The 23,787-nt window shown below is 49.1% G+C and carries 21 protein-coding genes; 4 read left to right on the top strand and 17 right to left on the bottom strand.

The features are described 5' to 3' along the window. Nucleotides 1-93: 93 nt before the first annotated feature. Nucleotides 94-1,035, top strand: coding sequence for an NAD(P)-dependent oxidoreductase (locus RCO25_RS16205; RefSeq protein WP_308997257.1), 942 nt, complete (start codon nucleotides 94-96; stop codon nucleotides 1,033-1,035). Between the two features lie 70 nt (nucleotides 1,036-1,105). Here RCO25_RS16205 and RCO25_RS16200 read toward each other — a convergent pair whose 3' ends face one another. The 11 genes from RCO25_RS16200 to RCO25_RS16150 all read right to left on the bottom strand — a co-directional run bounded on the left by RCO25_RS16200 (nucleotide 1,106) and on the right by RCO25_RS16150 (nucleotide 15,290). After that, nucleotides 1,106-1,633, bottom strand: a complete 528-nt coding sequence (locus RCO25_RS16200; protein WP_308997181.1) for a DUF420 domain-containing protein — start codon at nucleotides 1,631-1,633, stop codon at nucleotides 1,106-1,108. A gap of 204 nt (nucleotides 1,634-1,837) precedes the next feature. After that, a complete protein-coding gene (locus RCO25_RS16195; protein WP_308997180.1) occupies nucleotides 1,838-3,286 on the bottom strand; it encodes a family 43 glycosylhydrolase in 1,449 nt (482 codons plus the stop codon). A 19-nt stretch (nucleotides 3,287-3,305) separates the two neighbouring features. Further along, complete coding sequence (locus RCO25_RS16190; protein ID WP_308997179.1) at nucleotides 3,306-4,940, bottom strand: response regulator; 1,635 nt, start codon at nucleotides 4,938-4,940, stop codon at nucleotides 3,306-3,308. After that, nucleotides 4,933-6,681, bottom strand: coding sequence for a sensor histidine kinase (locus RCO25_RS16185; protein WP_308997178.1), 1,749 nt, complete (start codon nucleotides 6,679-6,681; stop codon nucleotides 4,933-4,935). The genes RCO25_RS16190 and RCO25_RS16185 overlap by 8 nt, the downstream gene beginning before the upstream one ends. 85 nt (nucleotides 6,682-6,766) lie before the next feature. Beyond that, on the bottom strand, nucleotides 6,767-8,473 hold the full coding sequence (locus tag RCO25_RS16180) for an extracellular solute-binding protein (protein WP_308997177.1): 1,707 nt from the start codon (nucleotides 8,471-8,473) through the stop codon (nucleotides 6,767-6,769). Between the two features lie 50 nt (nucleotides 8,474-8,523). Next, nucleotides 8,524-9,405: a carbohydrate ABC transporter permease gene (locus RCO25_RS16175; RefSeq protein ID WP_308997176.1), complete on the bottom strand. Its 882-nt coding sequence runs from the start codon at nucleotides 9,403-9,405 to the stop codon at nucleotides 8,524-8,526. Between the two features lie 14 nt (nucleotides 9,406-9,419). Continuing rightward, the gene (locus RCO25_RS16170) at nucleotides 9,420-10,277 is read right to left on the bottom strand and encodes an ABC transporter permease (protein WP_308997256.1); all 858 of its coding nucleotides are present in this window, start codon (nucleotides 10,275-10,277) and stop codon (nucleotides 9,420-9,422) included. Between the two features lie 376 nt (nucleotides 10,278-10,653). Beyond that, a complete protein-coding gene (ppnP, locus tag RCO25_RS16165; RefSeq protein WP_308997175.1) occupies nucleotides 10,654-10,971 on the bottom strand; it encodes a pyrimidine/purine nucleoside phosphorylase in 318 nt (105 codons plus the stop codon). Between the two features lie 48 nt (nucleotides 10,972-11,019). Next, the gene (gene tkt, locus RCO25_RS16160) at nucleotides 11,020-13,038 is read right to left on the bottom strand and encodes a transketolase (protein ID WP_308997174.1); all 2,019 of its coding nucleotides are present in this window, start codon (nucleotides 13,036-13,038) and stop codon (nucleotides 11,020-11,022) included. Between the two features lie 162 nt (nucleotides 13,039-13,200). Beyond that, nucleotides 13,201-14,103, bottom strand: a complete 903-nt coding sequence (purU, locus tag RCO25_RS16155; RefSeq protein WP_308997173.1) for a formyltetrahydrofolate deformylase — start codon at nucleotides 14,101-14,103, stop codon at nucleotides 13,201-13,203. 56 nt (nucleotides 14,104-14,159) lie between these two features. After that, a complete protein-coding gene (locus RCO25_RS16150; protein ID WP_308997172.1) occupies nucleotides 14,160-15,290 on the bottom strand; it encodes a deoxyribonuclease IV in 1,131 nt (376 codons plus the stop codon). Between the two features lie 101 nt (nucleotides 15,291-15,391). On the opposite strand from RCO25_RS16150, the gene RCO25_RS16145 reads away from it, so the two are divergent. The 3 genes from RCO25_RS16145 (at nucleotide 15,392) to RCO25_RS16135 (ending at nucleotide 17,431) form a co-directional block, all read left to right on the top strand. Next, nucleotides 15,392-15,829, top strand: a complete 438-nt coding sequence (locus RCO25_RS16145; protein ID WP_308997171.1) for a DUF2621 domain-containing protein — start codon at nucleotides 15,392-15,394, stop codon at nucleotides 15,827-15,829. A gap of 160 nt (nucleotides 15,830-15,989) precedes the next feature. Further along, nucleotides 15,990-16,502 carry a hypothetical protein gene (locus RCO25_RS16140; protein WP_308997170.1) on the top strand — a complete coding sequence of 171 codons (513 nt, stop codon included), beginning with the start codon at nucleotides 15,990-15,992 and terminating at the stop codon, nucleotides 16,500-16,502. Nucleotides 16,503-16,528: 26 nt separating this feature from the next. Continuing rightward, nucleotides 16,529-17,431: a TIGR01777 family oxidoreductase gene (locus RCO25_RS16135; protein WP_308997169.1), complete on the top strand. Its 903-nt coding sequence runs from the start codon at nucleotides 16,529-16,531 to the stop codon at nucleotides 17,429-17,431. 5 nt (nucleotides 17,432-17,436) lie between these two features. On the opposite strand, the gene RCO25_RS16130 is transcribed toward RCO25_RS16135, so the two are convergent. From RCO25_RS16130 to RCO25_RS16105, 6 genes are read right to left on the bottom strand one after another with little or no spacing between them, the layout of a single operon-like run. After that, a complete protein-coding gene (locus tag RCO25_RS16130; protein WP_308997168.1) occupies nucleotides 17,437-19,020 on the bottom strand; it encodes a DUF6382 and FHA domain-containing protein in 1,584 nt (527 codons plus the stop codon). Nucleotides 19,021-19,050: 30 nt separating this feature from the next. Beyond that, on the bottom strand, nucleotides 19,051-19,563 hold the full coding sequence (locus tag RCO25_RS16125) for an A24 family peptidase (protein ID WP_308997167.1): 513 nt from the start codon (nucleotides 19,561-19,563) through the stop codon (nucleotides 19,051-19,053). Nucleotides 19,564-19,596: 33 nt separating this feature from the next. Beyond that, entirely contained in the window at nucleotides 19,597-20,565 is a 969-nt protein-coding gene (locus RCO25_RS16120; protein WP_308997166.1) for a TadE/TadG family type IV pilus assembly protein, read from the bottom strand. Then, the gene (locus tag RCO25_RS16115) at nucleotides 20,531-22,798 is read right to left on the bottom strand and encodes a hypothetical protein (protein WP_308997165.1); all 2,268 of its coding nucleotides are present in this window, start codon (nucleotides 22,796-22,798) and stop codon (nucleotides 20,531-20,533) included. Before RCO25_RS16115 ends, RCO25_RS16120 begins: the two co-directional genes overlap by 35 nt. 49 nt (nucleotides 22,799-22,847) lie before the next feature. Next, on the bottom strand, nucleotides 22,848-23,576 hold the full coding sequence (locus RCO25_RS16110; protein WP_308997164.1) for a TadE/TadG family type IV pilus assembly protein: 729 nt from the start codon (nucleotides 23,574-23,576) through the stop codon (nucleotides 22,848-22,850). A gap of 12 nt (nucleotides 23,577-23,588) precedes the next feature. Further along, on the bottom strand, nucleotides 23,589-23,774 hold the full coding sequence (locus RCO25_RS16105) for a Flp1 family type IVb pilin (protein WP_308997163.1): 186 nt from the start codon (nucleotides 23,772-23,774) through the stop codon (nucleotides 23,589-23,591). Nucleotides 23,775-23,787: the final 13 nt, after the last annotated feature.

The following is a 23,787-nucleotide window of genomic DNA, read 5'->3' as shown; positions in this document are numbered from 1 at the left end:
TTGATAATGCTTTTCAACTTAGCATCTACAATATCGGATTTGCCTTATAAAAACAAGCAAGTAACCATGAAAAATTGATGAAGAATCTGTATAATAAATAAAAAACGTCAATGGGCGGAGGAAATCTATATGAAAAAGGTCGGATTTATCGGATTGGGCGTAATGGGTATCGGGATGGCTTCGAATTTATTGCGCAAGGGCTTCGAGGTAGCTGTCTATAATCGAACGCCGGGCAAAGCAGCGATCTTGACGGCGCTTGGCGCCAAGGAACTCGGCTCGCCGTCAGCCGTTGCAGGAACGTCGGATGTTGTCATTACGATGATTAGCAACGATGCGGCTATACGCGAAGTATATTGGGGCGAAGAGGGTATCTTTACCGGCGCCCGCAGCGGCATTACCCTTATCGACAGCAGCACGATATCTCCCACGCTTGCCAAAGAGCTTGCTGCGGAAGCAGAAGCACTCGGAGCCGCTTTCCTCGACGCGCCTGTAACCGGCAGCAAGCCGGCGGCCGAGAGCGGTACGCTTGTCTTTATGGTTGGCGGAAATACGGACAAAATCAGCGAAGTCGAAGATATATTGCTCGCTATGGGCCGCAAGGTCATTCCAATGGGAGCGAACGGCAGCGGCTCGATTGCCAAGCTCGCTCATAATACGATCGTCGGCATCAACGTTGTAGCCCTTGCCGAGGGTATGGCTATCGCAGCCAGTGGCGGGATTGACGGCAGCGCGTTCATCGAGCTTGTTCAATCCGGCGGCGCAGCCAGCAAGGCAGCCGAAATGAAAGGTCCCAAGCTGCTTGAAGGAAACTACGAAGTACAATTTTCGCTTGAGCTGATGCTGAAGGATCTTAGGCTGTCATCCGTTTTATCGGACAGCCTAAGCGTGCCTACACCGCTTCTTGAAGCGTCTAAGAGCCTATTTCAAGTTGGAGAATCCATGGGCCTTGGCGCACTTGACATGAGCAGCGTTGGTCAAGCCTATGAGCAATGGATTGGGCGCAAGCTTAGCGGAAAATCCGACAATTTGCACTAGCTGCTGAACGGACAAGCGGGACAAAAGATCGACTTAGAACGATCTTTTGCCCCGCTTTTTTTTGAGTTTCTTAGTAATACGGAGAAATCATGAGGTAGACGACTACGCCCGTAAGGCTGACATAAAGCCAAATCGGCATCGTCCATCTGGCAATTTTGCGATGCTTGTCCACCTTCATTTGCAAACCGCGGACAGCGGACAGCAAAGCTAGAGGCACGACCACAATCGCGAGCAAGATGTGCGTGAGTAGAATGAAAAAGTAGATGGAGCGCAGCGCGCCCTCTCCGCCGTATTTCGTTGATTCGGTCAAGTAATGATACGTAACGTAGGATACGAGAAAAAGGGTTGTCGACGTAAATGCAGCCCCGATAAACGTACGGTGAAGACGAACGTTCTTTTTCATTATCGCTGCCAACGCAACAACGAGCGCGATAAAAGTGAAGCAATTGAATATCGCATTAAGCAGCGGCAATATCGTAACATCGAATCCAATTTCGCCATCGTAAGCAGGCAGAAAGAACAGAACCGTGATAATTGTTACCAGGACCAACGACAAAATCGCAACCAGCGGCCCAACGTTTTTTTCCTTCAAGCACATAACCTCCTAATAAAGGCGCCAAAGCTTAAATCATGGGCGCTTTCTTCTCCATTAACCATATCCGATTTGTACTGCCCAATCAATTTGATTTGAGGCATAGATGTCACGAAAAATCGAATTTTGGTTCGTCCATACATACAAATACCGCCGCAGATAAGGCCTTGATCGGCTCTCCTGCGGCGGCATTTTATTTCAGTCCACTGCTTAATAAACGTTTAATATCTCGAATCGCTGCGGATCGCGTCCTTTGCGCGGGTCATGCTTGGACGCCTCGGTTACATGAACTTGCGCATGTTTACGATCCTGTCCTTCGCCAAAACCGGCACTCAGCACCTTTCCTGTCGTTCGGTTCCGAATCAAAACACCGCTCTCGCCATCCGAAGCATCTTCCAGCGACCATTCGCTGCAGCAGGGGACATCGCTTCGCGCAAGTACCGCTTGCTCATCACGCAGCTGTTCACCGTCTGAACATAAATTTACCGTAAGGCAGCGTCCGCCTGCCTTGCCTCTGATTCGAACATATCCCTTTTCCCCCGCAGGCTCCACGATCCATTTCTGCTCTTCCGAAGCGTATGACAGAACATTGCCGGTCACTTCAGCAGCCCCGTCTTTTTCTATAACCAAAGCCAGATACCGCTCCGCTCCGCAGCTTTTAATCCGGTGCAAACCGCTCGGCTCCGATTGCGGTTCTATTATGCCGTTAGAAAGATCAATAGTTATCCGATCCGCCCATTCCAGTTTCAATTCATTATCCGAAGGAAAGCTTAAAGGCAGAAATACATAGGTAGAATGATGATAATTGGAAGGATCCCATCGATCTCCCACATATAAATAAGTCATTTCGCCACGCGATTGCAGCGGCACAATGAAAGCTGGCTGCGTATCGTAGGTGGTAGCATCACCGAATGGCATTAACTGCGACCATCTGCCGGTTAAGCTGTCCGAATACGCATAGGCACCCTGATTCGGCAGCCAGCCTGTACAAGCCGAAGTAACGAGGAAATAGATCCCGTTTCGCTTGATTACGGCCGGTGCTTCCCGGTATTGCCCGGGCCATAATGTTTTGACATGCTCTTCGATGCTTAAATAATCATCTGATAGCCGATAAACGAGAAGGTCGGCATTATCCCTTGCAGCTGAAATAAAATAAGCGCTGCCGTCGGTATCTTGAAATACCGTACAGTCCCTCGACATATGGCCAATCGGGTTAAAGCTCCCGTGATAGACGTATTCGCCGTCAATCGTATCGCAGGTCGCTACGGCGCAGCGGGCATCGTTATAATTGCGGCCATTTTCCCAATGCATCCACATAACATACTTGCCCGTTCGCTCGTTGTGAAGCACCTTAGGACGCTCAATTACGGAGCCTTGTCCGAAGCTGTTGTCTTCCTTGTCAGACGGAAAAAGCTCCAGCGATGTCCTGTAATATACCGAACCAACCTTGGATGCAAGCGTAAGCACCGCGCCTCTGCTCTCCCAATGGCATAAGTCGCTTGAACGGTAACAGGACACCTTCCTGCCGTCTGTCCGATCCTCGCCGAACCAATAATAATAGCCGTCCTGCTGCAGCATCCAGCCGCCGTGCGCTCTTATCGGCTCGCCGCCATTGTCTATCCATGCCTCTGCGTTGCGTATCGTTGCCCGGTTTTCCATATCATTCATCCTCCCTCGGTCAGACCGAATGCTGATCCCTGTATTCCTGAGGCGTCATTCCGTACACCTTCTTAAATTGCTTAATGAAATAGGCTGCATTCTGATAGCTGAATTTATTTCCGATTTCATAGATTTTAAGATTCGTCGTTTTCAATAAATAAGCTGATTTCTCCATTCGAATGCGAAGCATATAATCAGTCAAACTTTCCCCCGTGACCGTTTTATACATTTGGGATACATAAACGGGATGCAAATGCACGCGCTCTGCAATCATCTGCAGCGAGATCGGCCTGTCCAGATGCTCTTCGATAAACCGCTGTACCTTGTAAATCAGCTTGGTATGACCGTCGGCCGCCTCTCGTTCAAGCGATGAACGCATAAGCGCTGCCAGACGGAACAGACCGTCCCGAAGCTGCCCGAACGTCTCGAACGATTCAAAGTTCAGCGATGCCCACTCTCCCGGCTCAAGAAATTCGAATAATCCGTATCCGCTTTTGTGGGCAATAAAGGACAATGCACCCGTCACCGCGCAGAACGATTCGAAGGCATGCTCTGCGGAATCTCCGAATTCCGTCTCGAGCTCCTCGAAAATGAGCGCAAGCTTTTCTTCAAATGCGTCCCAGCGTCCCGCTTCCAGTAAATCCGGAAGCGTCGGGGGCTCATAGAGCCGCCTAAGCGTTTGTACCGCCGCTTTCTCTTGATGCTCGCCTAACGACAGCAGGTAGCCCTTGCCTCTCCCGATATGTTTACGGAACGCGGCCAGCGCGCTGTTATAAGAGACAGCCAAGTGCTCCGGAAAGTCTCCTTCTTCGCCGATTACGACCGAGACTGCGCCCTTTAAATAGGTTTCTACTTGCCGCTGAATCAGCTCGCCAAGGCGCATAAGCTGCTCTCTCGCAGCGGATTTCGTCCCTTCGCGCGGCTTCGCTTGATTCGTTCTTTTTACCGCAAAAGCCAAAAACCCATGCGCTTCCTTGCATCCCCATACTTGACAGCTCTCGCGCAGCACTTCCTCTGCTACATTACTGACGGCGTATTCAAGGAGGATGCGGTCCTTATAGCTATAATGAACGAAGGGCTCCTCCAGCCGAATGAGCAGCAAAGCAACCTCATCATGCCGAGAAATAGGAATCAAAAGCTGTGACAGCTTATCGGCTAAAGCCTCCGCCGGAATCGTGTGCCCTTGCAGCAGCTCAATCAATAAATCCCTTCGCAGCAGCGGTAAGTTGTCTCGCATCGTCTTCATTGTATTATCGCGGGATACAAGCGCCTCCCACTCTCTCCGGACCGTGCCGAGCGCCTTATCGACAGCTTGGATCAAGTCTTCGTCATTTACCGGCTTCAGCAGATAGTCGGATGCCCCGCCAGTGATCGCCCGCTTGGCATATTCGAATTCAGCATGGCCCGTCAATAAAATACACTGCATAGACGGGGAAACCTCTTGTACTTTATCCATCAGCTCCAGTCCAGATATACCAGGCATGCGGATATCCGTAATCACAAGATCAATAGAATGCTGCCTAATAATCGCGAGTGCATCCGTTACAGAAAATGCCTTATGCACCATGCCGATGTTAAGATCATCGCATGGCAGCGTTGCGGCAACTCCTTCGACTACCGATCTCTCGTCGTCAACGATTAATATCTCATGCACGCTCATCACCCTCCTTCCACCTGACGATTACTCTTAAGCCGCCGGCTGGAGAATGATCAAGCTCTAGCCCCGATCGGCTTCCGTACTTATGAACAAGCCGTTGATGTACGTTTCGCATGCCGCAGCTTCCGCTCGCTTCACCCGTCAGGCTAATCGTTTCCCTCAGCTTTTGGAGCGATTCCTCGTCCATGCCGATCCCGTCATCATCGATGACTATGACAAATTCATCTGGCCCAGCCATGCCCTTAATGCTTATCGCCCCGGCCTCCTCCTTCTGTTCGATGCCGTGAATGATTGCATTCTCAACGATAGGCTGAAGCAGCAGGCGCGGAAGCGCAAGCTCCTCCATCGTCTCCGGAATATCAATATGGAATTGGATTCGATTCATTCGCATGTTTTGAATGGATAAATAATTGCGGATCAGCTTGATCTCATCTCCGACCGTCGTGTCCTGTTGGTCTACATGAGTGGTATAACGATAATATTCACCCAGCTTAACCGCCATGGCCATTACGGCCTCTTGCTCGCCAAGCCGCGTCATATTTTTCATAAAGAACAAGCAATTGTACAAAAAATGCGGATTTATTTGAGATTGAAGCTGCTTTAACGTTGCTTCTCTGGAGCGCAGCTTCTCCTCGTATACACGATCGATAAGATCTTCAATCTGTTCACTCATCAGGTTGAACTGGTCGAATAAATAGCCAAATTCATCTCGTTTCCCGCTATCTACACGAACGGTATAATCGCCCTTTCTCAGCCGCTTGACGGCTAGGAAAAGCTCGCGAATAGGCACCTGCACATGTTTATAAAGCAGAAAAGCAGCCAGCACGCTAACGATGGCAATCACGCTCATCGATAACCAGAACCAATTCCTGCTCGATGTGATCGGGTACAGGATGCTCTCAAGCGGCACATATTCGATTAAATACCAGCCGATTGTATCCGATTCAATAAAATTGACCATATAACGCGCGTCTTGCAGCGACGTGATAAACGTGCCTTGCTCCTCTTTCAAATGGGTTCTTTCGGCGATTGAAGGGATAAGCTCATGAATTCGGTCCATGTTCGCCGTACGAGTCACAATCGGAGCATAATCCGGATGATATAGAAACGGATCGCCTGAGCTGTCCGACTTGAATGAGGTCAGCATATCCCCGATATTTTTGGCATCCACCCTTATTTCCCCGACAAGGTCCGCTTCCTTCGTATGATCGTAAGCCGATAAAGGCTCTATCGTCCGAAATACAAACGAGTCAGGCACGCGGGTATTATCCATGAGCTCAAATTTCCAAATAAAAGGATCAACAGGCTTGCTGACGATTTCATCCCGAAACAGTTTTTTGAATGTGATCGAGCCGTGGGTGCTCACAACCTGATCCGACATGGGGGCATAAAGCGTATACGAATGGGACCATCCTCCTGTTTTGCCGCGTCTTTCGAGTTCCTCCTGCAGCTCCAGCTTCAACTGAAAGGAAGCATAACTGCTGGACTGCGGGTCCATCGCTATAAAAGATTTGACTCTCGGCTCTATGCCGAGGTTGTTGACAGAAGTCATGAATTGATCAAACTCGTCATCGATTTGCTGGACTAGGAAAGAGAGCTTGTTTCGGTTATTTTGCTGGATCTCCTCCTGCACGACCTGAACGCTGACTTGGTTCGAATAAGTATAAAGCGCCACGAACGGAATAAGCAGCAAGCCCAGAATGGCCAATATTTTTTTGAAAATATTTGATTTTTCCATTAGGTATGCCGCCTCTCCGACAAGGAAAAGCACCGATTCCCCCTGTAGGAGGAACGGGTGCCGACCTTGAACCCGGTGTCACTTTTTAATTGGTTTTTACCGAATCGTACCATTCATTGATTTCATCTGTAATCGTATCCCCGCCGGATGATTTCCACTGCGACACGAACGTATCGAAGGCATCGATCGGGCTTTCGCCGTAGATGATCTTATTGAAGGTTTCCTTCTCGCTCTTGTTGAGGAAATCCCAGCGCTTCTTATAAGTCTTCGTAGGTGAGCCGTTATATAGGTTCGGCATCGCGTATTGAATCTGGCTAAAGTTTACGGCGCCGCCATGAATGTTTTTGTCCATATCCATCGATGATCTTTTCTCGAAGGCGGTAGTCGGCTCCTTGCCGCTGTCCAAATCATTCATCGTCTTCATAACGAGCGACGGGATACGTGCTCCGTCAAACAGCAGCGTGTATTTACCAATGTTCATGATGGGCTTGTCTTCTGGGAATTGTGCAGGATCCCAAGTTGGCTGACCATCTTTAATCAAGTAATCATAACCCTCTTCAAACCCGTATTCAAGCGGGCTTCCAGCTTGCGGATCGCCTTGATTGTCATAGAGATAGTTGGCATAAAGGAAAAATGCTTCCGGATGCTCGAAGTTTTTGTTGATCAAAATAACCCCGTTGCTCACGCCAGATTGGCTGCGGCCAATAAGGCCGTCTGGTCCCGCCGGCAGCGGATATGCGCTGTAGTCCGCATTTTTATCAACTTCCTTAACGGCCGGCAGCGGCCAGCCTCCTGCCCAATATGGCGCAGCTACAATGCCTGCTTTGCCTGATGAGAACAGCTCGGCAGCTTTACCTTCATCGTGCAGCCCTGCTTCCTTATGGATGTAGCCCTTCTCCATCCAATCCTTCAGCTTACCCAGCACCGTCTTCATCGCCGGTTGAATGGAGCCATATGCGAGCTTTCCGTCGCTATCGGCATTCCACTGAGCCGGCATCACGCCATATGCGCCAAAGAGGAAGTCGGCGTCCGCAAGGCCCCATGTGTTCATCCCATTTTTCAAACCGACCGCGAGCCCTACCGTATCTTTCTTGCCGTTGCCGTCAGGATCCTCGTTCGCGAATATCTCCATCATTTTTTCCATGTCTTCAATCGTAGCAGGCGCCTGCAAATTATATTTCTTCATCCAGTCGTCTCTGATCCAGAGGACTGTATCGTTATTATTGGAGTAGTCCAACACCGGAATCGCATATTTTTTGCCGTCGCGAACGTACGGATTCCAGACGCTCGCATCCTCCGCCATCGCTGACTTATACGCCTCGCTGGCATATTGTTCAAACAAGTCGCCAACCTCGACAAATTTTCCCGAATCGATCAACGCGTCGACTACATCCTGCGAGCCGCGGTACTGGACGATATCCGGCAGGTCTTCATTAGCAGACAGCAGAAGTCTAATTTTTGTATCAATAGAGCTGCTGTCAGCCGTCCACACGTAATTCAAATCAATATTAAACGCTTCTTTTGCCCAGGCTACATGCGGGTTATTGTTGATATCTTCTCCGCTGCGGAATTTAACGTCGCTGGTCATTTGTCGTACGATATCCATTTTGACCGGTTCGCTGAATTTCCCCGACTCCAGCACGTTTTTCACCTCAGCCTGCTTCTCCGGATTGGCCGAAGCTTCACCTGCGCTGCCGTTGTTTCCGTTTGAACTTGCGCATGCGCCCAGCAGGCCCATGCAAATGACGAGCGACGTCATTAGAGCGACAAGCTTCATCCATCGTTTATTCAAAATGAGTTCCCCCTTAGAATTCTTCTATTCATAGCAAGTCATAGCAAGCCTTATTCCTTTACCGAGCCGAGCACGATCCCTTTGACAAAAAACTTTTGCAAAAAAGGATAAACAGCGATAATCGGCAGCGTTGCGATAAAAATTTGTGCCGTCTTGACCGTCCGGTTGGAAAGCTCCTTCATCTCTTCGGCATTTACGTTCATGCTGCTCAAATCGCGCTGCACGACCAGCGTCTGCAGCAGAGTCGACATCGGGTACTTTTCCGTTTGGGTCATGTAAATAAGGCCGTCAAACCAAGCGTTCCAGTGACCAACCATCGTGAATAGCGAGATCGTGGCAAGGGAAGGCAGCGAGATCGGCAGGTAGATGCTCCACAGTGCCCGAAAATGGCCCGCTCCGTCAATAAAAGCGGCTTCCTCTAACGCTTTCGGCACCGAGGTCCGAAAAAAGTTCATCAACAAGATGGTATTATACACGCTTACCGCACCCGGGAGCACGAGCGCCCAGATCGAATTCAGCAAGCCTAGCTTCTGAACGACCATATACCCGGGAATGAGACCGCCGCTGAACAGCATCGTGAAGACAAAAAACCAAGCATACATATTGCGGCCCTTGAACTCATTCGTTTCCTTGGACAAAGAATAACCGATCAGTACGGACAAGCCAACAGCAACGGCTGTACCCATTACCGTTCGCAATACCGAGTTCGCAAACGAGCCTACGAAATGCTCATTCGAGAGTGTCACCTTATAGGCCTCCAGCGAGAACCCGATCGGCCACAGCTTCACAATATTCGCATCCGCGGCCGCCGACGAGCTGAACGATACCGCAAGCACGTGAAGTAGAGGAGCAATACACAAGAATGACAAGAGTGCTAAAAACACTCCATTTCCTACGGAGAAAATACGATAAGTTAAAGAACGATGATGCATGAGGCTCCCCCCTTTCAGAAAATGCGGTAATTGGCCAGCTTATAGGCGAGCCGGTATGAAATAACGATCAGAACGAAGCTGACGAGAGACTTGAACACGCCTACTGCGGTACCGAATCCAAAGTCTCCGCCGATTAGGCCCACGCGATACACATAAGTATCAATAATATCGCCTTTTTCATACACCAAGGGATTGTACAGATTGAAGATTTGATCAAACCCTGCGTTTAAAATATTTCCGAGAGACAGTGTCGCGACGACGATTGTTATCGGAATCAGCGAAGGAAGCGTGATCTTCAGCACCTGCTGCCAGCGATTGGCTCCGTCAATGAGCGCTGCCTCGTAAAAATCAGGATTAATTCCGGAAAGAGCAGCTAGAAAAATGATTGTCGAAAATCCGAAATCCTTCCAAACGTCGCTGACGATAACTGTAAACCGGAACCAATCACCGTTGCCGAGGAAAAAGATCGGATCGATGCCAAGCCAGCCGAGCGCTTGATTCACCAGACCGCCGTCGGTAGACAGCATATCCAGTAAAATCCCTCCGAGAATGACCCAAGATAGAAAATGCGGCAGGTAAACGAACGTCTGCACGAACCGCTTAAACACCATTTTCCGCACCTCGTTAAGCAGAAGCGCGAACACGAGCGGAACGATGAGATGCGCAATGATTTTGATAACTGCAATAAGCAAGGTGTTCCATATTACTTGCCTGGCATCCGGATATTCAAACATCAGCTTAAAGTTTTCAAACCCGATCCAGTCCGACCGGAAGAAACCAAGCTGCGGCTGGAAGTCCTGAAAGGCCATGACAAGCCCCAGCATCGGCAAATACGAGAAGATAAGGACGAGCGCAATACCAGGCACCAGCATGACATGAAGCGGCCAGGTAAGCTTTAAATTCCACCTCCGTGCAATCCGTTGTTTCAATAAGTTCTCCCCCTTTCACCCTTTTCAATCTGTCTATGTTAGCTATTACAGGACTAATTGTAGCCCTCCGGCACTCTTTCCTTATATAACAATGTTTTAAGATTGGTAGCACGATTTTAGGGGATTATTAAATTTTGGCTTACAAGCGTAAACGGCTGTCGCCGTCCTCTGTGGCAAAAGCAGTCGTTTCGCGGAGATATATAAGCACATTTATATGTGAAAACATATAAATTCTTATATATTCAAAAAAAAGAGGCCTTCCCGCAGGCGAATGATCGCCAATGCAGGAAAACCTCTTCTTCACTTGATCAGAAACGTTTTACTCGTAGATATACGAGCAGCAATAGTCTGTAAGTTCAGCAACCTGAAGCTTGAACTTCGTGTTCGCAGGCACTTGAAATTCGCCTTCGCCTTGAATATGCAGCCATTCTGTTTCGCCAGGAAGGAGCACTTTCAAATCGCCAGCCAAAATCTCCATGATTTCCACGCAGTCTGTTCCAAACTCATAATCGCCCGGCAGCATGATGCCGAGTGTTTTTTTGGTGCCGTCCGCGAACAATACAGCGCGGCTTGTTACTTTTCCGTCGAAGTAGACGTTAGCCTTCTTGACGATGGATACATTATCGAATTGAGACATGGTAGCCGTAATCTCCCTTATCTGTCGGATGTAAGCGGTGAGGCGTTATTACAGCAATGCTTTCACTTTGCTAACAACGTTCTCAACCGTGAAGCCATACTCTTTGATTACGCGATCGCCAGGTGCAGATGCACCGAAACGGTCGATAGCAAGAATGTCGCCTTGGTCTCCTGTGTAACGCTCCCAGCCGAATGGATGAGCCATTTCGATCGCAAGGCGAGCTTTAACCTCAGGAAGGATAACGGAATTTTTGTATTCCTTCGATTGTTTTTCAAAGAGATCCCAGCTCGGCATGCTGATGACACGAACTTGAATGCCTTCCTCTGCCAAAGCTTTTTGAGCTGCAACCGCCAGTTGAACCTCAGAGCCTGTTGCAAGAATTTGAGCTTGCGGCTTGCCGCCTGCTGCTTCAGATACAACATAAGCGCCGCGGCGAAGATTTTGGTGAACGCCGTCAACTGTGCCTTCAAGGATAGGCAGGTTTTGACGAGTAAGCACGAGCGCAACCGGGTTTCCTGTGTTCTCAACTGCATATGCCCAAGCAGCGGAAGTTTCGTTAGCGTCAGCCGGACGAATAACCGTTAGATCAGGAATAATACGGATCGAAGCAAGCTGCTCGATCGGCTCATGCGTAGGACCGTCTTCGCCGACTGCGATACTGTCATGCGTAAGTACATATACGACTGGCAGCTTCATCAATGAAGCAAGACGAACGGCAGGACGAAGGTAATCCGTAAATACGAAGAACGTACCGCCGAATACTTTCAAACCGCTGTGAAGGGCAATACCGTTCATTGCAGCAGCCATACCGAATTCACGAACGCCGTAATAAAGGTTGCGGCCGTCATAGCTGCCTGGCTTGAACTGTGTCAAACCTTTCAAATGCGTCATCGTTGAGCTCTCAAGGTCAGCAGAGCCGCCGAAGATAGTCGGAACGTTTTTCGCAAGTCCGTTTAGCGCGTTGCCGGAAGCTACGCGAGTCGATACTGCGCTGTCTCCCACTTTGTATGCAGGAAGGTCAGCATCCCAGCCCTCTGGCAATGCGCCGGAGATCGCTAGTTCGAACTGAGCCGCCAGCTCAGGGAAAGCTGCTTTGTAGGCTGCGAAAGCCGCATCCCACTGTGCGTTTGCTTGCTCGCCGTTGCTTTTTACATCAGCAAAATGAGCGCGAACTTCGTCAGGAACGTGGAATTGGAGCTCTTCTGACCAGCCGTATGCTTGCTTCGTCAATTTTGTCTCGTCAGCGCCGAGCGGTGATCCGTGAGGACCAGCATGTCCGCCTTTGCCGCCTTTGTTCGGGCTGCCGTAACCGATAACCGTTTTAACTTCGATCAAAGTCGGTTTGGACAAGTCTGCCTGCGCCTCAGCTACTGCTTTGGATAGTGCTTCAAGGTCGTTGCCGTCCTCTACGCGAAGAACCTGCCAGCCGTAACCCTCAAAGCGTTTTTGTACGCTCTCGGAGTACGATAGGCTAAGCTCGCCGTCAAGCGAGATATCGTTTGAATCATATAGAACAACCAGTTTGCCAAGCTGCAAGTGACCTGCGAAAGAAGCTGCCTCGTGGGAAACGCCTTCCATCAAATCGCCGTCGCCGCAAATGGAGTAAGTGAAGTGGTTGATTAGATCATGGCCTTCTTTGTTATAAGTAGCGCCAAGCTGAGCTTCTGCGATCGCCATACCAACTGCCATTGCAATACCTTGTCCAAGCGGGCCTGTTGTAGCATCTACGCCTGCAGTGTGGCCGAACTCTGGATGTCCTGGCGTCAAGGAGCCCCATTGACGGAAGTTTTGCAGCTCTTCAAGCGGCAAATCATAGCCGGACAGGTGAAGCAAGCTGTATAGCAGCATCGAGCCGTGACCTGCAGACAATACGAAACGGTCGCGGTTTACCCAAGTAGGGTTCGAAGGGTTGTGCTTCATGTTTTTTGCAAATAGTTGGTAACCCATTGGAGCAGCGCCCATAGGCATACCAGGGTGTCCCGATTTTGCTTTCTCGATGGAATCGATCGCTAGAGTACGGATCGTATCGATCGAAAGCTGTTCGATTGATTTTTGTGTAACCGTCATTCCAATTTCCTCCTATAATCTCATCTAGTCTCAATTCGTTTCGTTATATGGTTTCTCATTAACGATACAGCGTCATACCAGTACGCAATAACTTTGAATATTGTATCACTCTGCATGCGTGTTTTCCATCATAAAAAATAGAATTCTCGCATAAAAATACAGCTAATTGAATACGACCGTCTTATTATTATGCACAATTACTCGATCCTCGATATGCCATTTCACTGCACGGGCCAGTACAACGCGTTCGATCGTCCGTCCGATTCGCTTCAAATCATCGACGTTATCACGGTGGCTTACACGCTGAACGTCTTGCTCGATAATCGGTCCGCCGTCTAGTTCCTCGGTCACGTAATGCGCTGTTGCCCCGATGATTTTCACCCCGCGCGTATAGGCCTGTGCATAGGGCTTGCCCCCGACGAATGCCGGAAGGAAGGAATGGTGGATATTGATAATACGGTTAGGAAATTGTTCGATGAACTTCGGCGAAATGATCTGCATGTACCTTGCCAAAACAACGATATCCGCTTTGTCCGCGACGACCTCAAGCTGTTTGCGCTCCGCTTCAGCCTTCGTGGCAGCCGTTACAGGAATGTGATGATAGGCAATGCCGAAGGATTCCACCAGCTCGCGCATGTCAGGATGATTGCTGATTACCATTGAAATATCGGCATCCAGATCTCCCGCCTTCCACTGCCAGAGCAGCTCGAGAAGGCAATGATCCTCCTTGGAAACAAAGACAGCAAGTCTTTTCTTACGGCTGGCGCGGAAAGTATGCCACTTCATGTCGAAGCGGTCAGCCACTCGGGCGAAATCCTCCACCAAAACCGGAAGTTCCTTCTCCAGATCATTCAAATCGAATTCAAAGCGGATGAAAAACATACCGCCTTCGGGATCCATCGTATATTGATCCGATTGCACGATATTCGCTCCGTGCTCATACAAGAAATGGGAGACAGCCGCAACGATGCCCGAACGGTCCGGACATGAAATAAGCATGCGTGCGCGGCCGCTTTTTCCGCCCGATTGATATTTAACCTCGGACGGGTTGGATTGTGATGACATGGACTCTTAACTTCCTTTCACAACGATATAAATAATATTGAAGCGATAATTGGATATTAAATTCTAGCTAGCAGCTCTTTGCCGCCAAACCAAGCCGTAATACGCTGGTTGACTTGTTCCTCCGTCAGTTCGGAAGACAGTGCGCCGCCGGCCATAACCAGATCGTACAGTCGCTCCATAGGCTCGCGCGGATCTGCTTTTTTCGCTTTCGCGTCGGTTTTCAATAGATCCCACGTAGACAGCACGAAAGTTCTTGGATCGATTTCTTGCTTGCCGAAGAAATGGTGGAGACGCTCTACGTCCTCGAAGAACGGTTCTCCCAAGCGGCTTCTGCCATTGTCGCTCAGCAATGCGATTTCTGTTTCATACATAGGACGTTCCGTTTTATCTTCTTTGCCGATCCACGGCGTTTCAAGAATAAACGGCCGGCCTTTAAGAGCCTCATGGTGCACGATCCGCCGGATTGCATCATGTCCCAGCCAGCCTGCTCCAATTGGAGCATGTCTGTCCTTGCCTGCTCCGCGTGAGTTTTTGCTGTCATTGACGTGGACTACGGCTACACGGTCAAGTCCAACCAAACGGTCAAACTGCTCGAGAACGCCATCCAGATCGTCGATAAGATCGTAACCGGCATCATGCATATGGCATGTATCCATACATACTGTAAGGCGGTTATTATCTTGGACCTTGTCAATAATTGCAGCAAGCTCTTCGAAGCTGCGTCCGATTTCCGTCCCTTTGCCTGCCATCGTCTCAAGAGCGATGTTAACATTCGTTTCTTTCGTTCCGGCAAGCACCTCGTTAAGACCCTCAGCTATGCGTGCAATGCCATACTCGGCATCCTTGTCCGTATAAGCGCCTGGATGCAGGACAATATTACGAACACCAATATAATCCGTTCTGCGAATTTCTTCCTGCAAAAAGGAAACAGCGAGCTCGAACGTCGAATCCTTGTAAGAGCCCAGGTTTACAATATAAGGCGCATGAACGACAATCTCATTGATGCCCGATTGTTCCATTAGCGCTTTGCCTTCTTCAATATATAACGAATCGATCGGCTTCCTTCTCGTATTCTGAGGTGCGCCGGTATAAATCATAAATGTGCCTGAGCCATATGATACGGCTTCCTGCGCTGCAGTAAGCAGCCCCTTGTCCGAAAATGATACATGGGAACCTATTTTCAACATGAATCTTTCGCCCCTTTCGGTTGATCAAACCTTATTTTACAAGGAATGTCGAAATAAATCTAGGAATACGGTATAATTCATTATTGAGGTGAAAGACACTTATGAAAGTTGCGCCCGATTGGTTTATGTACTTTATCGTTTTTTGGGCGATCGTCATGGTTGCAGCTATGTCGATTGGCGGGTTTTTCATGTTTCGAAAATTTCTCAAGGTGCTTCCGATGCGAGACGGCAAGTCTAAGCTCGATTGGCAAAACTACTGGGTAGATCGCAGCCGCAGCATGTGGAACGATGATTCCAAGGAATTGCTCGATGAGCTCGTATCCCCAGTGCCCAGCGCTTTTCGCGATATCGCAAAACATTCGATCGCAGCTAAAATTGGCCAAGTCGCGATTGAACACGGCGCATCGTCCGTTACGCGCGAGCACTGCATTGAAGGCTACATAAGAGCCACCCCAAAACGTGATTACCGCAGCTTGGTATCGTTCCTTGATCGTCAAGGAATCGACTATGCTCCCTATAAGCATCTACTTAATAAATGAGTTTAAGCCGCACCCGTGCGGCTTAAACTCATTTATATTTTTCTTCATATGCAAGAATCAGCAAACGTAATGAAAGCTTCATATTCTTATTTTATGGTTAAATATAAAAATGTAACCTATCCCTCGTCAATTTCGTTAATACATGCAGGAGGTGGTTCTCATGATGAACTCATCAAAGCGAAGAAAAAACAAAACAACGAAAGCAACAGCAGGAGCCGTTCTTTTAGCTGTGATGCTTGCAACTGCAGCTTGCGGTGGAACCAATGCCAATCAAGAAACAAACGCAAACAATCAACAAGGTACTGTGGACGAATCTCCGGTTGTCAGCGACTTGCCTGAAGAAAGCGGTGTTCTTGAGCCTGATGTATCAGCACCGGAGCCGACTGCGACTGCGGAACCAAGCGATACCCCTGACAACAGCAGCGCAACGGAAGAACCGGCAGATCCTATTAAAGTTAACGAAGGAACCTACAGCGGTCTAAGCGACTCGCACTCTATAGAAATTGAAACAGCTTCAGGAGTAATTCCCTTGCAAATTACCGATGAGTTGAAGACCGTTTTAGAGACCATGCCAGATGATGCAAAAGTGAAATTTGAGTATACGGAGAAAGAAATCGAGGGTGATCCTACAATTAAACAGAATTGGCTCGTAAAAATTGAGCAGGTGAAGTAAAGAGTGAATTTAAGGAGCGATTAGGAATGCGGGTTGCTATAGCCGGAGGAACAGGCTTTATCGGAAGCGCGCTGACAAAGGCGCTGCTGGAGAGAAAAGATGAAGTATGGATTATTTCTAGAAAGAGCTCAGAGAATGAGCCCAAGCGTCCCGGTCTAAACCGATTGACCTGGAGCGAGCTTGAAGCTTCTCCCTCTTTACTGGAAGGCATTGATGCCATAGTTAATCTCACAGGCGAATCCATCAACCAGCGCTGGACATCAGCTGCAAAGCAGCGCGTTATGGATTCAAGAATAACGGCAGCAGCCCGCATAACTAATCTGATTACAGCGCTCAAGCATAAGCCGCCGCTTGTCCTTAACGCATCGGGCATCTCAGCGTATGGCATTTCATCAGACGGCATTTTTGATGAAGAGAGCCCGACGAAGGTAACTGATTTTTTATCCGAAGTGGTACGGAAATGGGAGCAAGCCGCTGACCTTATCCCTGCAACACGGCTTGTAAAGCTCCGTGTAGGCGTCGTTTTGGATAAGAAAGATGGTGCATTACCTTTAATGGCAATGCCTTATCGATTGTTTGGCGGAGGAAAAATTGGCAGCGGAAAGCAATGGCTGTCATGGATCCATCTCACGGATATGGTTAACCTTATCTTGTTTATTTTGGACAATGATAACATTCAAGGAGCGGTTAACGGCTGCTCGCCCGATCCTGTAACCAACGACAATTTCGGGCGCGCCATCGGCAAAGCAATGGGAAGGCCGCATTGGTTTCCCGTTCCTGCTTTTCTCATGCGGACTTTATTCGGCGAAATGTCTACGCTGCTGCTGGATGGGCAAATGGCCTTGCCGCGCAAAGCGCTTGAGAACGGCTTCACCTTCCGATATCCGACTGTTGACAGCGCCATGAATGAATTAGTCGGACGCGGATAACCTTTTCAACTCGATTTCAACTCATAAGAAGGTCCTTGCTCGCCTGCTAAATGGATAATATCACCTATCGATAACCTATAGCTTTTATAGGGAATCATCGTTTGTCCATTGAGCAGGCTTCCATTTCTTGACCCCAGATCCTTAGCCCTGTGTTCACCCTCCTTGCTCTCAATCTCCAAGTGAAGACGCGATACACCGTTTGCGCAATCCGCATAGCTTACCTTCTCGCCGATCCGGCCGATTTTAAAACAACTCACGGTTAATTCCAACTTTGTTTGCTCACCCTCCCAGCTTCGTTGCAGCCAGATTACCGGTTCATTTCTATGCTCCGGTTGTTGTTCAGGACTAAGCAGAACGGTCGGCTCACCGATACGTGAAATAGGATTAGCGGCAACCACATACAGATTCGATGCAGAAGGATCGTTCCCCGCTTCAAAATGATCAGCTGACGAGTTCTGAGATGATGATTGATCATCCCCGTGCTGCGCATATAAATGGGCCATTCCTTGATATAACTCTGCACTTTGCTCTAACTGATCCGGCTCATATGCCAATTCCCCCGTGGATTCACTGTGATTCGTTCCTTTCAACCACACCATTAGGATAATGGCAATCATCAGCAAGGATATGCCTGAGCTGAGCAGCAGGCTTTGCCTCGTTGCGGCTTCCAGATAGACAAAACGCCAAGTACAAGCAATCACTATAAACAGCGCTGCCGTTCCGATCCACTTTTTCTTCGTATCAGGTTTTGCCTCCCCTAAATATGCAGGCATTTCGGCATATTCTAACGAAGCGGCTTGTTGATGACGAGACTCATCCAATAGCCCAGAAATAAATGGAGACACTTCCGGTTCGCTTATCTGCTGCTTAGGCGCTTGTGGTATTGGCCTTATTGGCTCGACCGGATATTCAATCCGAGGCTGATGTCCAGTCCACGAATTTTTATCCGTTGCAACCGCTTTTTGTTTCTGCTGCATTTGCTCCGAATTTTCTGCTGCGCTATTCAGTTTTTGCGGTGCTTCTCCAATTAAATCCAACAGTGTAGAACGCAGCTCCTCCAGCGGCCATTTATTGCCCGTTAAATGATGCAGCACCCGCTTTAAGCCTTCTCCGTCGATCTGTTCGATATAGGACGTGAATCTTACAATTAAAGAGAGAAGGTCACCTGCACCCATCGCATGTTTTCCGGCATCGCCTATAATCGGCAAATAAGCAAGACGTATATCATGCAGCTTCTCACCGATAAAAATGAACTGCTCGTCCAGCAGGCACCCCTCAGGCCGCAGCATATAGTGCTTGCACTCATAGAGCGCATCCGCCACGCCCAAAATGAGCATATAATATTGCTCCATCGTAAGCGGCTGCTGCTGCAGCCTGTGAAGAAGCATTTTCATACCAGACAGTTTGTAGCGGAACGTCACCTTAGTATCCAGCTCAAACCAATCCATAGGGATCAGGTAAGGAATTCGTTCGTTTTGAAGCATATGAAGCTCTATTTCATCAAGCTCGCTCCTGTATATTCCGCTTTCACGGTCAATCATCATTTCATGTCCCTGATTCATGGCAAAATCAATTCGAAAGCGTTCCATTCCTGAGGCCCACCTTTCCAGTCTATCGGCTTAATTAAACACAGACCATACCGTAACAGCGGCTGGAGCAACCGCCAGCATAAACGGAAATTTCTTGCCCGACTCAGCCCACTGCAGCCACTGATGCCTTCTCTGGCCTGCATCGGGTGTTAGAAACGAGGCAACGCCATTTGTCACTCTCTTCCCGAAAGGACGGTTCACAAGGATTAGAATTAAACCAATGACTCCCGCGTACAAAATGGCATACAACAGCAATTGCAGTACGGGCAAAACCCCTGCCCAAGCGCCCAATGCACCGAATAGCTTTACATCTCCTGCACCTATTCCTTTTGCTAAATGCAGCAAAAGCAAAGGAACAAAGCCTGCGGCTGCCCCTAAAGCTGCGGCCGCTGCTCCTTCCAGTCCGTTCGTTGCGATTTGATAAATAAACGCGGCAATAAAAAAGCTTATCGTGAGCTGGTTCGGAATAATCTGTGCTTTTATATCCGTAATAAATGCCAATATCAAAAGGACAATGATTGCAGCTGTCTGAATGAATTCCACTCGTGCTCCTCCTGCCTCAGCTTCTTTAGCTTGCTAATTTCCGCTGCTTTTCTCTACGACAAAATGCATCGACACTTGATTTTCTTCTTTACTCGCCTCAGAGGCGGCAAGCTCCCACACGCCAGGCGTAGTGTTCCCGGATACATGCCAGGTCCACTTAATGTACCCGTCGGCATCTGCAACTGCCTCCCCCAGATGCTTGGCTTTGCTTGATCCGCTTTTATACATAACTCCAAGGGATATAACGGCCCCCGGCGATGTTTTCACCGTTACGGAAGCCTTTCTGCCCGGACGAATCGGCGATGGCTCAATCGACACGATTTGAATCGGCAGGTTTTCCTGTTCACCGCTACCCGCGCCATACCTTGCCGCGGCGGCATCACTGAGCCAAACTCGCTCAGCAGCTTGCTCCTTTAGCACAATCGGCTTGCGGTAAAAAGGCAGCTTTAACGGAAAATCGTATTCCACCGCAATGGCCAAATACGGTTCGTTCGCCTTTTCAAAATCGGGTAGGGCCAGCCAGCTTAGCCTTATCCGTGCGGGATCAATAATCGCAGCATCCGCAAAGTCTCTTATTAGCGGTTCAACAACGGCGCGTCCGATTTCCGTTGCTGCCATATTTTGAAGCGGCCGAAAATCCCCCCGCAGTGTTGATGATATAAACGGACCGGCAGGCGATGGCAGCCATTCCGTGGCTTCCGCCGCAATTTCGCTCCATGATGAAAGGGGCAAAAGCGTTTGCGAAGGGGCTGGAATACTTGCTGCCGCCTGCTGCCAAGCCAGCTCTACCGGATGAATGTGAGCCGCAATTTGCCTGACCGACTGGGAGGCTGCCGAATGAAGGGCCATTTGCACCGCACAGAGACGAATAAGCATGACAAACACAAGCAAGATCACGATGACCATGGGCATGACCAATGCTGCCTCTACGACGATCGAGCCTTGCTCATCCGCAGATTTGCGGCGTTTAATAGGACCAGCCAATGGTTTGTGTCGTCTCATAACGGTTGCCTTCAACCTTTCCATCCAAAAGTCCAATCCTGCCAAGCACCCGCATCAAGCCTGGCACAAACCACAGCTCCGTAGAAACGTCAGCCTCGCCACTTACCCCGCTTGGTACGGCCGACAGCACCGTCCCGCTGTTTTGTTCAATGACCGCAATCATTCGGGCAAGGCTTGCGCTGTCGCCCGCACCGTGCATCAAGGCAAAAATCCGCAAATAATCCGTGTACGAAAGCTCAATGTTTACGTACTTGGATAACGGCGCCGACCCTCGCTCCGTAAAGGCAAGCATATCCTCCATGCTTTTCTCCAAACCGTAAATAAGCGCCGCCGACAAAATAAGCAAGGGATGACCAAGTGTTCTGTTTGCCAGCAGCCCTTCCATCGTCCTCACGGCAAGCCTCGCAGCAAACAGTTCCCCGTAAGCGGCAGCAATATTTCCCACAGCATTGTGAAAGCCGTAAATAATATATTCCGCTTCCTGATTATTGAAAGAAACCGCATGCGACAGCTCCGATACGTCCCCCTCCATTATCATAGACCGCAGATGCTGCGGCGCGAACGAGGGATACTTACTGATCACATATTCACCGTAGTAAAGCGTGTCTCTCGTTTGCTCCAGCATTCCGGCCATTCCTGAAAATATTCCGTCCATCACGGATGCAGAGCGCTTCGCAGCCTCATGGGCCTCGCTTGTTTGCTCCAAGTCTGATAGAGTGTCAGCCGTCTCATCTGACTTTTCATTAAACAAAAGATTGTCGCTGTAATGCTGCTTCACCTGTTCAAATACCTGTTGATGCTCCTCGGTTTGCGGTATAGCCGTAAGGCCATGGAGCAGGCCGCGCGCCTGTTTCCAAAGTGATTCAGCCTGCTCTCCCTGCTGCTTCAGCTTAGCTTTAACCTCTCCCTGTTCGAGCGTACTTTTTCGGCTGGTAATAATGGCGGCAGGACGAATATAATTCTCTTCATAGCTTCCATAAGCAAGCCGCAGACTTGCAACGCCTTCAAGAAGGGTATCCGCCGTTTGATTCGTAATTGGCTTAGCCAATGATGCCAAACTGCTCGTTTGATAGCTGCCCGCTTCCATATCAAGAGCCGCCGCAAATGTACCTTGCGTCTCCAGCTCTTGCCGGTAAGCGGAAAACCACGCATCCTCTTTTACAAGATCGTCTGCTTGCTTCCTTATTTGTTCAATATCGGAAGCCGAGTCAGCGGGTACAGCATGCTGTACCGCTCCTGCAGATTTTTGCTTCGCTACAGCATCATAACCTCCACGGTCAGCTTGCTGATTCGCTTGTAGAACAAGCCGCTGCATGTCCTCATTTAATGCTCTTGCAGCTTCCAGTTCCTTGATCGCATCTCCTTGGAGCTTCACATGACGTTGAAGCATTTCACCGCTTATTCGGCGAAGTTCTATTGCAAATACTCTGGCCTTGTCCTCATAGGCTTCTATCGCTTTAGAATTTTCCGGTCCCCCCGCGTTTTCAGGTGATTGCTCCTGCATGACTCGGGCTGCATAATCATGATATTCCCCAGCAATGCCTAAGGCGGTATCTCCCGCTGCTGCGCCAGCATTCATCTGGACCGGAATCATTAAATCTATTCCGCTGTCTCTCATTACTGCCGCCGCCAGCTCCTGCAATTGAAGCACCTGGCTTAAATGAGCTTCGCGCCTTTCATAAAGCTTGCGCATACTCTCAAGCAGGCCGATCGTCACGGAGGCCTCTTTCAAAGCGCCTGCCATTGGGGCGAATCTAGCGGCAAGCTCCAACGTAAAATCAATAGGTGCCTTATATTTCATTTCCTCCAGCACCTGCCGCCCAAATACATCGTGACTTCCCAGAAACGATGCATTATGCAGTGTTGAGCTTTCTGCCTTCATGCGTATCAGCTTCATCCCTTGATTGGATAAGCCTTTTATGCCTTCAATATTCGCATTCATCGTTTCTGAGAAGATGGTCTGTCCCTCCGTTCCGCCGCGGCCAAACAATCCATATCGCTCATATAGGACAGCGTCATAGGCAGAGAGGACAGAGCGAACGCTGGACCGTACGGCATCCTCCGTCAGCTTGTGCAAAGCAGCAATACGCGCATAATCGATAAGCAAAGAAAAAAACAATAATAACGAGGATAAAACAAGGACAGAAAACACGGTTACAGCTCCATCCTCTCCAAACAATAAGCGGCTTTTGAATCCTATTGATCCGAACATTGATTTTTTCTTTACGTTCATAGTCGCCCTGCACCTCCATTGTTGCCACACTGCCGCAAGTACGGATGAATTATTTTGGATTTTGCGCCTCGGCAGCTTCCTTATACGCAGCAAGCACCTGTCCGGCTTGCTGCTTCGCTTGCCCCGTTCCGCCCGTCCGATTCGCGAATTTCGCAGCGTAATAACGCACTAGATCGATGCTTCTAATAAATTCAGCAGGATCAACGATGGAAGCTGTCGCTGCCGTTTTGGGCACTCGCCTCAGCCAGCTTTGCTCCGCAAGCTCATTCGATAAGGGAAACTTCAGCTTAACCTGGATCTCTCTCTTCACGACACTTCGAGAATAGCCTATTTGTCCTTTATAGGCTAAAGCAGCTTGTCCGATCCACTCTACGGATTGCGCCATTTTCCGCTCAGATAAATCGTCCTTGGCTGCCTCACCAGTCTTTGCGGGCGGAATTGCAACTTCAGCAGAAGCATGATCTTCTCTTGTTCCAAATAAGCCGCTAAGCAGCCTATCCTCACCCATTCGCCAATACAAACCGTCATAAACGGAAGCATTCAGCATGCCGGTCTTGGCCTCACGAAAGCTGTTATCCCAGCTAAAAGCAGCACGTTCAGCTGTTGCCGACGCGGCATAATAGAGCACAACCTTCTGATACATATACATGCCGAACAAAATAAATAATAAAATGAGACCAAAAAGCATTGGAAAAACGATCGTTGATTCCAGCGTAAAGCTGCCCTGCTCCCCTCTTAGCCATCGCAGCAGCCTCGCCCCCATCCTCCGCTTGCCCATACATGCCACCTGCTAACTGAAAATTTTGTCCGCCTCATCATCCGCCTTACCCATTAGGCGTTCGATCAATTCAATAATCCAATCCTTAAACAGCAGCGCAATAATAATGACAACCGCAATAATCAAAATGATCTCCAGCGTTCCCAAACCGTCTTCTTCTTCCCAAAATGACCGAATTGCTTGTCCTAGCTTCTTCATATTTCCTCTTCCT

This window comes from Paenibacillus sp. LHD-38 (assembly GCF_031157315.1).
Lineage (GTDB): Bacteria > Bacillota > Bacilli > Paenibacillales > Paenibacillaceae > Pristimantibacillus.
This window is presented reverse-complemented; position numbering and strand designations above follow the sequence as displayed.